10 protein-coding genes are annotated in these 12,380 nt (G+C 63.8%); 6 read left to right on the forward strand and 4 right to left on the reverse strand.

The window, feature by feature from the left end; genetic code table 11:
* Positions 1-8: 8 nt before the first annotated feature.
* Positions 9-2,312, reverse strand: coding sequence for a xanthine dehydrogenase family protein molybdopterin-binding subunit (locus tag RAM60_RS10420; protein WP_369026821.1), 2,304 nt, complete (start codon positions 2,310-2,312; stop codon positions 9-11).
* A complete protein-coding gene (locus RAM60_RS10425; protein WP_369026820.1) occupies positions 2,291-3,253 on the reverse strand; it encodes an Mrp/NBP35 family ATP-binding protein in 963 nt (320 codons plus the stop codon). The genes RAM60_RS10420 and RAM60_RS10425 overlap by 22 nt, the downstream gene beginning before the upstream one ends.
* 117 nt (positions 3,254-3,370) lie before the next feature.
* On the opposite strand from RAM60_RS10425, the gene hflK reads away from it, so the two are divergent.
* The 3 genes from hflK to RAM60_RS10440 all read left to right on the forward strand — a co-directional run bounded on the left by hflK (position 3,371) and on the right by RAM60_RS10440 (position 7,022).
* Positions 3,371-4,495 (forward strand): protease modulator HflK, encoded by a 1,125-nt coding sequence (hflK, locus tag RAM60_RS10430; protein ID WP_200981314.1) that lies wholly within the window; start codon positions 3,371-3,373, stop codon positions 4,493-4,495.
* A 1-nt stretch (position 4,496) separates the two neighbouring features.
* A complete protein-coding gene (hflC, locus tag RAM60_RS10435) occupies positions 4,497-5,342 on the forward strand; it encodes a protease modulator HflC (RefSeq protein ID WP_200981315.1) in 846 nt (281 codons plus the stop codon).
* Between the two features lie 150 nt (positions 5,343-5,492).
* Entirely contained in the window at positions 5,493-7,022 is a 1,530-nt protein-coding gene (locus tag RAM60_RS10440; protein WP_369027344.1) for a Do family serine endopeptidase, read from the forward strand.
* An 80-nt stretch (positions 7,023-7,102) separates the two neighbouring features.
* Here the strand turns inward: RAM60_RS10440 and RAM60_RS10445 are convergent, their stop codons facing one another.
* On the reverse strand, positions 7,103-9,259 hold the full coding sequence (locus RAM60_RS10445) for a transglycosylase domain-containing protein (protein ID WP_510639705.1): 2,157 nt from the start codon (positions 9,257-9,259) through the stop codon (positions 7,103-7,105).
* A 98-nt stretch (positions 9,260-9,357) separates the two neighbouring features.
* On the reverse strand, positions 9,358-9,771 hold the full coding sequence (gene msrB, locus RAM60_RS10450) for a peptide-methionine (R)-S-oxide reductase MsrB (RefSeq protein ID WP_369026819.1): 414 nt from the start codon (positions 9,769-9,771) through the stop codon (positions 9,358-9,360).
* 211 nt (positions 9,772-9,982) lie between these two features.
* Here msrB and rpsT point away from each other — a divergent pair, with 211 nt between their 5' ends.
* From rpsT to RAM60_RS10465, 3 genes are all read left to right on the forward strand, one after another.
* On the forward strand, positions 9,983-10,243 hold the full coding sequence (rpsT, locus tag RAM60_RS10455; protein ID WP_200981318.1) for a 30S ribosomal protein S20: 261 nt from the start codon (positions 9,983-9,985) through the stop codon (positions 10,241-10,243).
* A gap of 528 nt (positions 10,244-10,771) precedes the next feature.
* Positions 10,772-12,184: a chromosomal replication initiator protein DnaA gene (dnaA, locus tag RAM60_RS10460; RefSeq protein ID WP_510639707.1), complete on the forward strand. Its 1,413-nt coding sequence runs from the start codon at positions 10,772-10,774 to the stop codon at positions 12,182-12,184.
* 5 nt (positions 12,185-12,189) lie between these two features.
* Entirely contained in the window at positions 12,190-12,369 is a 180-nt protein-coding gene (locus RAM60_RS10465; RefSeq protein WP_369026818.1) for a KOW motif-containing protein, read from the forward strand.
* Positions 12,370-12,380: the final 11 nt, after the last annotated feature.

A 12,380-nucleotide genomic window follows, 5' to 3' on the forward strand; every position in this document is an offset into this window, starting at 1 on the left:
TTCTCTCCTCACTGGGCTTCCGACAGCAGTGGCAAGCGGCGGAAACGCGTGCCGGTCGCCGAATACAATGCATTGGCAATGGCCGGCGGCGCAACCGCGACGCCCAGTTCGCCCGGGTCGAAGGCGGGTGCCTCGCTGGCGATGAACTCCACCGTGATTGCGGGACAGTCGGACAGTTTCGGGAGCCCTAGTCCGGAAAGCCGATTGGGAAGCGGCTTGCCCTGTTCGAAGACCACGCTCGAACCGGTTGCGAGCGAGAGGCCGTAGATCAGCCCTCCTTCGATCTGTTGTCGGGCGATATCGAGGTTCACGATGCGACCGATGTCGACAACCGCATGGAGGCTCGTCACGGTTACCCCGCCCTGTGCCAGAGAGGCATTCGCCACGCAGGCAATCCGCCCGCCGGTGTCGATACCGCCCATACGGACCATTGCCAGCCCCTGCCCGGTACCGCGCCGTCCGCCGTCCCAGCCGCCCAGCCGCGTCGCACGTCGGAGAACCTCTGCCATGCGCGCAGAATGCCCGAGCATTTCCATGCGATAGAGGAACGGGTCGCGTCCGGCCCTCTCGGCAAGTTCGTCGATGAAGCATTCGGTGAAGAATGACGTGTAGGCAGCCGAGTTCCCGCGCATCCGCCCGGTTGGCAACCCGATATCGAGCGGCAGATGGTCGACTGCCACATTGTCGATACCATAGGGTGGTACGGCGCCTTCACAGGCGAGTGCGTCGGCCTCGCCCGAGGCATGGGCCATGGCCGCTTCGGGCGTGTAATTGTCGAACAGGCGATGGCCGAATTCGCGGACCGTCGCCGGCATGGCAAGGCGGGCGCGCCAGGCGGCGATCCGCCCTCCGGTCGCCGGATGGAATGCGACCGACAGCTCCGCAGCAACGGGTGTGCGAACCGGCACGCTCTGGAATTCCTGCACTCGCGGCCAGGTCAGCTGGACCGGGCGCCCGATTGCCTGCGCAATGACCGCCGCCTCGATTGCGTGCCGATTTTCCAGCCGTGCGTCGAAGCTGCCTCCAGCAGCCGTGGGATAAAGGACGACCTCGCTCTCCGAGATACCGACCGCCTTGGCCACTGCCAGCCGGGTCTGTTCGGGCGCCTGCGATGCGACCCAGATCTCGAGTTTCCCGTCCTCGATCCGTGCCGTTGCCGATGCGGTTTCGATGGCGGCATGTACTGCGGGGGCCACCAAGTATTTTTGCGAGAGGTCGGCACGCGCCAGCAGGCCGTCGGCATCGCCGAGTTGGTAGATCCGCTCCACATCGGCATCGTCGTCCTGGAGGGCCTGCTCGAGGCGCGAGACCGACGCAGCGCTTTCGAGCGGGCGCGGCCCGGTGAAGACCGGCTTCATCGCCTTCAGCGCCTGTTCGGCGGTCCACCAGCTTTCAGCGACGGCGGCGAGATAGCGCTTTGACCTGACGACCCCGACGAGACCCTTGATGCCAGCCACCGCCCTTTCATTGAAACGCGAAAGGTCGCCTCCACCGATGGGTGCATGGCGGATCGAGGCAAAGACCAGGCCCGGCAGGCGGATGTCAGCTGCGAAGAGGAAGCTTCCGTCCACTTTCGATGGCAGGTCGAGCCGGGGATAGAGCGGATCGACCTCATCTTCACCGGGGACCGGTTCCTCGAACGCGGCAACGACGCGCAAGGGCGCAGGGTCGGGCGGATCGAGCCGCGCGGCATCGTCGACCAACTCGCCAAAGGTCGCGCTGTTCTCGCCATGCCGCACGAAGCCGCCGGCTATTTCGCATTGTTCCCAGTCGACATCCCAGCGATCGGCGGCTGCCATTGCCAGCAGTGCCCGCGCCGATGCCGCCGCTTCGCGCATGGGAGGTTCGTAGGCATCGAGCGAAAGGCCCTCGGCAGTGGCGGCAAAGGCACTGGACCGGGCAAAGTTTCGTGCCAGCCTGCTGTCGGGATCGCCAGCCAAATCCGAAAAGCGCGACCACAGCGGCGCCCATTTCGCAGCCAGCGGGACATTGGCATACAGCCCTGACGGCGGCGCCGGTTCGATGGCTACCTGGCGCCAGTCGGCACCGAGTTCCACCGCCACGACCTGCGCGAGGACCGAGGTAATCCCCTGCCCCATTTCCAGCTGCGGTACCGCCACGGTCACGACGCCATCGCGCCCGATGGTCAGCCAGCCGCCGAAATCGCGCTCGGTCGGACCGGGTGTAAGCGGGCTGGAGTAATGGCGCGGCCACAGCCACCACGCCACGGCTAGCCCGCCACCGACGGCGGACCCGGCGATGATCTGACGCCGGGTGACCGGAAGATCGTTCAGCTTCTCGCGGAAATCCATGCGTCGAGCCTGTCGGCAATCTCGAGGAAAGGTTGCGCCACCGCGGCATCGGACGCGGCGGGCGGATCGCCCCTGTCGCTGCCCTGGCGGATGGCAAGGTCGAGCGGGATGCGGCCGAGAAAAGGCAGTTCAAGCCGCTCTGCGGCCTGTTCGACGCCGCCCTGCCCGAACGGATCCGAATGCTCGCCGCAATGCGGGCAGGCATATCCGGACATGTTCTCGACCAGGCCGATGACGGGAACGCCTGCCTGGTCGAACAGCTGACCAGCGCGGGCAGCGTCGATCAGGGCGAGGTCCTGCGGGGTAGATACGATCACCGCGCCCGCCGGCTTGAACTTCTGCAGCATTGTCAGCTGGACGTCGCCCGTCCCCGGCGGAAGGTCGACGAGCAGCACCTCAGCATCGCCCCAATGCGCTTCGAACAGCTGGGTCAGCGCGCCCGCCGCCATCGGCCCGCGCCAGGCGATCGCACGCCCCAGTTCGACCAGATGGCCCATCGAGAGCACCGGCACCCCGAATCTGCTCGCGACAGGCACCAGCTTCTCGTCATGCGCGACCGGCTTGTCACCCTGGTTGCCGAGGATGACCGGTTGCGAGGGGCCATAGATATCGGCGTCGACAAGTCCGACCTTGCGGCCCTTGCGCGAGAGCGCGATGGCGAGATTGGCGGTCAGCGTCGACTTGCCCACGCCGCCCTTGCCGCTGCCGACCGCGATGATGGTCAGGCCCTTGCGCTCGGCCGTCATGGCGACGCGGACCTCGTCGACATCGTCGCGCTCGATCAGGATATCCCTGATCGTTTGCTCCAGCCCGGAACGCTCGCTTTCGCCCAGCCCGCTCGCGTCGACGACGGCGATGGCGCGGCGGTTGAGGAAGCTGAGGGATGATACGCGCTGTGCGATAGCGGCAGGCAACAGCGCTTTCGGGTCCGTGGAACTCATGGGCGAGGCTGCTGTAGCATCAAAAAGCGGCGTTCAACCCTGTTTTTCCGGCAAACCACACCTATAAGGGTCTGCATGAGAACATTGGACGGGTTCGGACAGAGGATCTGGCTGGCAATGGCCGGGAAGAAAAGCCCTTGGGGCGGCGGTTCGGGTAAAGGACCGGAAGGCGACGGAACGCCTGCGGGCGATGCCGGGAACGACGGCGGCAAGTCGAACGGGCCGCGCAATCCCTGGCTCCCGCCGCGAAGCGGTGATGCCGATGAAGGTCGCCGCGCGGCTAATATCGAGGACATTTTCCGCAATCGCGGCCCTGAAGGCCCTCGCAGAGGCGGTGGATCGGGCGGCCCGAACTTTCGCCTGCCCCCGCGTCCCGGCGGCAAGAGCTGGTTCCCGGTTGCCGTATTCGGCGTCGTTGCCCTGTGGTTTTTTGCCACCGCGGTGCACCAGGTTGCCCCGCGCGAGCAGGGAGTGGTCAGCTGGTTGGGCGGCAAGTATTCGCGCACGCTGACACCGGGCCTCAACTTCACTGCACCCTGGCCGATCCAGACAGTCGATATCGAGAACGTCAGCCAGATCCGTTCGGAAAGCATTCCTGGAACCGCTGAGCAGAAGCTGATCCTGACGGGGGACCAGAACCTCGTCGACCTGAGCTATCTCATTCGCTGGAACATCAAGGACCTGCGCCAGTTCCGGTTCCAGCTCGCCGAGCCGGAAGAGACCATTCGCGAAGTGGCCGAAGCTGCCATGCGCGCCTCGGTCGCCGAAAAGGATCTCGACAGCGTGCTCTCGGGCGCCGGCCGCGCCGACATCGAAGCTCGCGTACGCAGCCGCATGCAGGCAATCCTTGACGCCTACAAGGCAGGGGTCGCGGTTCAAGGCATCGAAATCGAGAAGACCGATCCGCCGAATGAGGTGGTCGAGGCGTTCAAGGATGTTTCCGCGGCGCAGCAGGATGCCGAGACCGCAGTCAACTCTGCCCGCGCCTATGCCCAGCGCGTGCTGGCCCGGGCACAGGGTGACGCAGCTGCGTTCGACAAGATCTACGCCGAGTACAAGCTGGCGCCCGAAGTGACCCGCCGCCGCCTTTATTACGAAACCATGGAAAGTGTGCTTGGAAGAACCGACAAGACCATCGTGGAGGCCAATGGGGTGACCCCTTACCTGCCGCTGCCCGAAGTGCGTCGCCGCGCGAAGGAGCAGGACGCTCCCACCGTCGTGACCGGACCGGAGGGCCGCTGACATGAACACCATCTGGCAGGACCACAAGCCGACCATCATCGCCGTCATCCTCGGCCTGCTCGTGCTTGCAAGCGCGACAGTGATCGTCCCGGAAACCAAGCAGGCGGTCATCATTCAGGCCGGTCGCCCCGACCGTGTCGCAAACCGGTTCGAACCCAACCGCGACTTCGGCCAGACCGGCGCGGGCCTCGTGCTGCGCATCCCCGGCTACGAGCGCGTGCAACTGGTCGACAAGCGAATCCTCGACCTCGACATGGAGCGGCAGCAGGTTCTGTCGAACGACCAGCAGCGCCTGCAGGTAGACGCCTATGCCAGGTTCCGCATCATCGACCCAGTCCTGATGGTTGAGAACGCAGGAACCGAAGACAACCTTCGCACCCAGCTTTCGCCGATTCTTACCTCGGTATTGCGCCAGGAACTGGGACGACGTCCCTTCTCCGCATTGCTCACTGCAGAGCGTGGAACGGCGATGACCAACATCACCAAGACGCTGGATACCCAGGCACGCAAATATGGGGCACAGGTCATCGACGTGCGCATCAAGCGCGCTGACCTGCCCGATGGTGCACCGCTCACAGCCGCATTCACCCGCATGCAGACCGACCGGCAGGAAGAAGCCGCGACAATTCGTGCGCAGGGTGAGAAGAATGCGCAGATCATCCGCGCCGAAGCCGAAGCCGAAGCCGCTCGCATCTATGCGACAGCATATGGCAAGGACGCGGAGTTCTACGACTTTTACCGCGCGATGGAGAGCTACCGCCGGACGTTCGAGCAAGGCAAGGGAGACACTTCGGTGATCCTGTCGCCAGACAACGAGTATCTGAGGCAGTTTCGCGGACGCCGTTGACGGTTTGTCGAAGTCGCAAGGCTTCGTTCAATCGGCATTCAGCGGGAAAGGCGAGATTTCGCCCGGAATTCGCGCCGCACGAGAGTCGGAAACCCCCGCCGTCCCGCGTGCGCCGCAAGCAATGAAGAGGATGAAAAGGACGTGAAGCCCGTGCGATATGCATATTCCGTAACGAGTGCGCTGCTGGTCGGTGGCGCTGCCATCTCTCTCGCCACCGGTTATCCCGCCGGGGCGCAAGTTGCCCAGAACGATGACTCCCACATGGCGCGTGTTGTCCCGCGCGCTGGGGCCCCCGAAAGCTTCGCCGATCTCACCGCGCAGCTGCAACCGGCGGTCGTAAACATCTCCACTCGCCAGAAGATCGAGGTCCAGCAGCAGGGCAACCCCTTCGCCGGCACGCCGTTCGAAGGCCTTTTCGGCAGTCGCCGCGGTCAGCAGCAGGAGCCGCAGTACCAGGAAGGCCAGTCGCTTGGTTCGGGCTTCATCATCTCGGCAGACGGCTATGTCGTGACGAACAACCACGTCGTCAGCCCGAGCGGCCGCGGCACGGTGGAGGAAATCACCGTGACCATGCCCGACGGCACTGAATACGAGGCCGAACTGGTCGGCAACGATGCCCAGTCGGACCTTGCCGTGCTCAAGATCAATCGCCGCGAACCCTTCCCCTTCGTCGAGTTCGGCGATTCCCGCCAGGCTCGTCCGGGCGACTGGGTCGTTGCGATCGGCAATCCCTTCGGCCTTGGCGGTACGGTTACCAGCGGTATCGTCTCGGCAATCCAGCGCACCACCGGTTCGGGCGGTGCCTATGACCGCTACATCCAGACCGATGCCAGCATCAACCGCGGCAACTCGGGCGGGCCGCTGTTCGACATGCAGGGCAATGTGATCGGCATCAATAACGCCATCTTCTCGCCCTCGGGTGGAAGCGTGGGTATCGGCTTCGCCATTCCTGCCGAAACCGCCGCGCCGATCGTCGAGAAGCTCCGCAAGGGTGTCGAGATCGAGCGCGGTTATCTTGGCGTCAGCATCCAGCCGGTGACCGAAGACCTCGCGGACTCGCTCGGTATCCCGCAGAACAAGGGCGAGTTCGTCCAATCGGTCCAGCCGGGCGAAGCGGCGGAAAAGGCCGGTATCCAGGCCGGTGACATCGTCCTTCGGGTCGACGGCAAGGAAGTGACGCCCGAACAGACCCTGTCCTACCTCGTCGCCAACATCCGCCCGGGCACGACCATCCCGATCGACATCATTCGCGACGGCCAGCGCCGCAAGCTCAATGCCACGGTAGGCAAGCGCCCGAGCGAAGAGCAACTCCGCCAGCAGCAGCAGTTCGATCCCGATGCAGACCAGGACGACGACATGCAGCCAGGCGACAACAAGACGATCGAAGATGGCCTCGGCCTCCAGGTCATGTCGCTCAACGCGCAGATCGCACGCCAACTGGGCGCCGGTGCGGATACACAGGGCCTCGTCATCGCTGGCGTCGACCCCAATTCCGACGCGGCGCGCAAGGGGCTGCAGCGCGGGGACATTATCCTCACCGCCAACTATCGTGCTGTGACCGGTCCCTCAGATCTTGAAGGTGCCATCACCACGGCCAAGCGCGATGGACGCGAAGCAGTGCTGTTGCGCATCCAGCGCCGCGGTCGGCCGCCGCAGTATGTGGCAGTCCGCCTCCGCTAGCATCAGCGCCTGACCAATAGCGAAGGGCCCCGTACCGATGCAGGTACGGGGCCCTTTCTGTATTTGCTCCCCGGTGCTTCCTAGCGCGGTCTAATGATTTCGATGCTCGGCTGGGGTGTCGGGGTTTGGCTCGGGCGCGGTCGCCTGTCACGACGCGCACCGGTTGCTTCGTCGAGGAAGTCGTCTCCGACCGCCTGCGGCGCGCCGTCCGCACCGCGTCCCGGCCTCTGCGCCTCGCCCGGTCCAGGCTGTGCGTCCCCGAAGGGATCATCGCGCGGTCCCTGCGGTTCGCCGGGCTCGATCAGGTTGCCCTGCTCGTCGACGAAATAATAATCGTCAGGATCGCCGAGCATGTATTCGTCGTCCGGTTCAAGCTGCCACTCGGGCAGCTTGAGGTCCGTATCGAACTCTTCGACCGGACGACCCTTCACTGCGTAGCGCATGTAAGCAGCGAAGGCCTTCGCCGGGGCCGTGCCTCCCTGCAATCCACCAACTTTCTTGCTGTCGTCGCGACCCATCCAGACCCCAGTGGTGATGCCACTGGAGAAGCCGACGAAGTAACCGTCCTTGTTCGAACTGGTGGTCCCGGTCTTGCCGGCGACCGGACGGCCGATCTGTGCCGCGCGCCCCGTGCCCGTGTTGACAGCAGTTTGCAAAAGGTCGGTCATGCCTGCTGCAACGTAGTCCGCGACCAGTTGCGAAGACCGCCGCCGCTCGTGCTGGTAGAGCAGCTTGCCGCCCGCCGTGGTGACTTTGACGATGCCATAGGGTTCGACCGATGCGCCCTTCGCCGACAGGACCGCAAAAGCCCTCGTCATGTCGATAAGGCGAACCTCGTTCGACCCCAGCACCATGGAGGGATAGGTCTTGATCGGCGTGGTGATGCCGAAGCGCTTTGCCATCGATGCAACCGTGCCGAAGCCAACCTCGTTACCCAGCTGTGCCGCAACCGTGTTGATGGAGTAGGCAAAGGCAGTGCGCACGTCGATTTCGCCGACATTGCGGCCCGATGAGTTGCGCGGACTCCATCCGTCGATCGTTACCGGTGTATCGACCACACGATCATCGGGCGTGTAGCCCGCTTCGAGCGCGGCAAGGTAGACGAACAGTTTCCAGCTCGATCCCGGCTGGCGCAAGGCATCTGTGGCGCGGTTATAGCTGGTCTCGACATAGTCGGTGCCCCCGACCAGCGCGAGAATGGCCCCATCCCGGTCGAGGCTGACGAGGGCGCCCTGGGCACCGCCCGGAACATTGCCCTTGATCGCGGCAGTGGCAGCACGCTGCATGCCGGTGTCGAGCGTGGTCCAGACTTCGATCGGCTCGAACGTCTCGGGCAGCAGCAGGTCAAGCTGCGGCAGTGCCCAATCGGTGAAGTAGCGGACCGAATTCTGCCCCTTCTCTTCTTTCAGGTTCACCGCCGAAGGATCGACTGTCACGTCGGGGGCAATCATCCCCTGTTCCTTCATCAGGCGCAGGACGACGCTGGCACGGCCCACGGCGGCATCGACGTCGGCGGTCGGGGAATAGCGGCTCGGCGCCTTCACGAGGCCGGCAATGATGGCGGCCTCGGCAGTCGAAAGTTCGGTCGCGGGATGGCTGAAGAAGTTCCGGCTGGCAGAATCGATGCCGTAGGCACCCCCGCCGAAATAGACCTTGTTGAGATAGAGCTCGAGGATCTGCTCTTTCGAGAACTTCGCCTCCAGCGCCATCGCCAGAATCATTTCCCGCGCCTTGCGGTCGAGCGAGCGGTTATTGTTGAGGAAGACGTTGCGAGCGAGCTGCTGGGTGATCGTCGAGGTGGCCGAAACGCGCTTGTCGCCCGTTATCGCCACATAGACCGCGCGAGCGAGACCGTAGGGGTCGACGCCGGGATGCATGTAGAAACGGCGATCCTCGACCGCGACCATCGCATTCTTCATCACCTGCGGGATCTGGTCGGACGAGAGCCACTTGCCGTAACTGGGCCCGATGGCGACGATTTCAGTTCCGTCGCGCGCACGGACCACGATGGTCTGGGCCGTCTGGGTGGCCTTGAGCTGGTAGAAGCTCGGCATCGAGCGCGCGGCGAAGGCCACCGCGAGGCCGAGAAACAAGGCGCCAAGCAGCGCCAGAGAGCCGCCCCAGATGACGATCTTGCGCAACCAGCGCCGCCAGCCACTTTGCGGGCGGTCGGCCTCGGCCCTACGGGCCATTTCGCTGCGCGCCGCCTTCTTGCGGCGACTCCCTCTCTTTTCCATCTTTAGCGGGATATCCCTTGTCTGCGCCTCGCCCTATATCGGCCACAATCTGCAAAGGCGAGGTCTAACCCCAAGTGAACGACACTTGGAGATTGAGACTATGCGGGTTTTTCATCCCCCGGCTCGAATTCCAGCGCCGCACTGTTGATGCAATAGCGCAGGCCGCCGCGGTCGCGCGGACCGTCAGGGAAGACATGACCTAGGTGACCGCCGCAATTGGAACAGGTCACTTCGGTGCGGATCATGCCATGCGACGTATCGCGATGTTCCTCGACCGCTTCGCCTTCCGCCGGCGCAGTGAATGCGGGCCAGCCACAGCCGCTGTTGTACTTGTCGTCGCTCTCGAACAGCTTCTGGCCGCAGCCGGCGCAATAATATTCGCCGGCATCGTAGTGCTTGTCGTACTTGCCGGTGAAGGCACGCTCCGTACCCGCCTCGCGCAGGACGTGGTACTGTTCGGGCGTCAGCTTTGCGCGCCACTCTTCATCACTGCAGATCGTCTTCTCGCTCACTGTGGGTGTTTCCTTTCCGGCTTGCTCACCTATGTAGGTGTACATCCGTCGCAATCCACCGTTCCGTTACGGCGAAACGGTCCAAGCATTCGCTTGACGATTCGCGGGTCGGTCGCTAAGTGCGCCGCTTTCCGGCGGTCCTGCCGCCGTTTTCGCACGCTTTTAAGAGATTATTCCGCCGCGTATCTCGCGCGGCCTGACGAGGACAAACATGGCCAATACGCCGCAAGCCAAGAAGCGCATCCGCCGCAACGACCGTCGCGCCGAAGTCAACGGTGCCCGCATGAGCCGCATCCGCAGCTTCGTGAAGAAGGTCGAAGCCGCGATCGAAGGTGGCGACAAGGACGCAGCCAAGGAAGCCCTGGCCAATGCGCAGCCCGAACTGGCTCGCGGCGTTGCCCGCGGCGTGCTCCACAAGAACACCGCTTCGCGCAAGATGAGCCGCCTGACCAAGCGCGTCAGCGCTCTCTGATTCGCGCTTTCGGAGTTCCTTGCGAGCTCCGCTTGTCACCCATTTGGGTATCGAATTCGACAAGGCCGTTGCCGTGGGCAGCGGCCTTTTGTCGTGTCTCGGACATGCTGCGTTGCGGTATCGTAACGCGGGCGCAATCAAACTCTAAGGATTCCAACGATTCGCGTCGGCGATATCGTGGTTCCTGTTTAATTTCAGCGTGTTGAACGCAACTCTGCGGCTTGCGGCGAGTCAACAACATTATTTCAGTTTTTTTGCAGTTATCCCCCTTGCGACTCAATCCGAGTGCGACTTACACCTGTGTTCACAGCCGGGAACGGGACAGTCCCGGCTTCACATGACCAGACAGCTTGGGGGATACTCCGGGAAAGGTGGATTCCGGAGAAGGGCTACGCTTTGCCCGAACGACACAACTGCGATTTGATGGATTGCTGCGTCACATGGTGATGCCAGCTCGGGGGATTTTTGACTACGATGGGTAAGGGATCAGAACACGCGGGTCACAAGCGGAAGGCAACAGACGATTTCATGGAAGACAGCGAAGCCGTTAACCTGGCCGCCGATTGGTCGGACATCAGCCAGGGCCTCCGCAAGGATTTGGGGCATCAACTTCACAGCCAGTGGATCAAACCGATCCAGGTCGGCGGCATCGACAAGGACACGGGAACGCTCGACCTTTTCCTGCCGACCGAATTCAGCGCCAACTGGGTAAAGGACCGCTTCGCCGACCGGCTGAGCCTGGCGTGGAAGATCGCGCGCAGCGAAGTGCGCCACGTCAACATCCAGGTGCATCCGGGTCGCCGCCAGGTCGCCGACCTGCGCCTGCATTCCGACGGCCGCCGCCCGGCAAACGACGGTGCCGACACCAGCATGATGGCGATCAGCGCCGACACGCTGGGCGACACCGGCTTCACCTCTTCGGTGGGCCTCGACCCGTCGCTTACCTTTGCCGCCTTCATCACCGGTGAAGCCAACGTGCTGGCCTTCAATGCGGCGCAGCGCATGTCGGCAACGGAAAAACCGCAGTTCAGCCCGCTCTACCTCAAGGCCGCGACCGGCCAGGGCAAGACGCACCTGCTGCACGCCATCGGCCACAGCTTCCTTCAGGCCCATCCGCGCAGCCGCATCTTTTACTGCAGCGCCGAACGCTTCATGGTCGAATTCGTCCAGGCGCTGAAGGCCAACCAGATGCTGGAATTCAAGGCCCGCCTGCGCAGCTTCGACCTGCTGCTGGTTGACGACATCCAGTTCATCATCGGCAAGGCATCGGCGCAGGAGGAACTGCTCTACACGATCGATGCGCTTCTGGCCGAGGGCAAGCGCCTGGTTTTCGCGGCCGATCGCGCGCCGCAGGCACTGGACGGTGTCGAACCCCGCCTGCTGTCGCGCCTGTCGATGGGCCTCGTGGCGGACATCGCCGCTGCCGATATCGAGCTGCGCAAGAAGATCCTCCATTCGAAGCTGTCGCGCTTCGCGCCTCTCTCGGTGCCGGAAGACGTGATCGACTTCCTTGCCCGAACCATCACGCGCAACGTGCGCGAGCTGGTCGGCGGCCTCAACAAGCTGATCGCCTATGCCCAGCTGACGGGGCAGGAAGTGTCACTCCAGCTGGCTGAAGAACAGCTGACCGACATCCTGTCGGCCAACCGCCGCCGGATCACCATCGACGAGATCCAGCGCACCGTGTGCCAGTTTTACCGCATCGACCGCGCGGAAATGTCGTCGAAGCGCCGTGCGCGTGCCGTCGTCCGCCCCCGCCAGGTCGCGATGTACCTCGCCAAGGTGCTGACCCCGCGCAGCTACCCGGAAATCGGGCGCAAGTTCGGCGGTCGTGACCACTCGACGGTGATTCACGCCGTGCGCCTGATCGAGGACCTGCGCCAACGCGATGCCGACATGGACGGCGATGTGCGCAGCCTGCTGAGGCAGCTCGAAAGCTAACGGCTTTGGCAGTCGATTCCATCATCAACGGGATCGACTGCCGCGTCATTGCGGGAACGCACAAGGGCAAGGTCGGCAAGGTCGAAGACCGCCACGTCAGCAAGACCGGCGCAGTGACGATTACAGTGCGCCAGGCCGACGGGAACAGGTTCAAGACGCTGGCCAAAAACGTCGATCCCATCTGAGACTTGTCGAC

Source organism: Qipengyuania sp. RANM35 (assembly GCF_041021145.2).
Taxonomy (GTDB): Bacteria; Pseudomonadota; Alphaproteobacteria; order Sphingomonadales; family Sphingomonadaceae; genus Qipengyuania; species Qipengyuania soli.

Bases quoted from the DNA above. Each gene is read 5' to 3' on its own strand.
- RAM60_RS10420 (WP_369026821.1), bottom strand. From the start codon at position 2,312: ATGGATTTCCGCGAGAAGCTGAACGATCTTCCGGTCACCCGGCGTCAG.
- RAM60_RS10425 (WP_369026820.1), bottom strand. From the start codon at position 3,253: ATGAGTTCCACGGACCCGAAAGCGCTGTTGCCTGCCGCTATCGCACAG.
- hflK (WP_200981314.1), top strand. From the start codon at position 3,371: ATGGCCGGGAAGAAAAGCCCTTGGGGCGGCGGTTCGGGTAAAGGACCG.
- hflC (WP_200981315.1), top strand. From the start codon at position 4,497: ATGAACACCATCTGGCAGGACCACAAGCCGACCATCATCGCCGTCATC.
- RAM60_RS10445 (WP_510639705.1), bottom strand. From the start codon at position 9,259: ATGGAAAAGAGAGGGAGTCGCCGCAAGAAGGCGGCGCGCAGCGAAATG.
- rpsT (WP_200981318.1), top strand. From the start codon at position 9,983: ATGGCCAATACGCCGCAAGCCAAGAAGCGCATCCGCCGCAACGACCGT.
- dnaA (WP_510639707.1), top strand. From the start codon at position 10,772: ATGGAAGACAGCGAAGCCGTTAACCTGGCCGCCGATTGGTCGGACATC.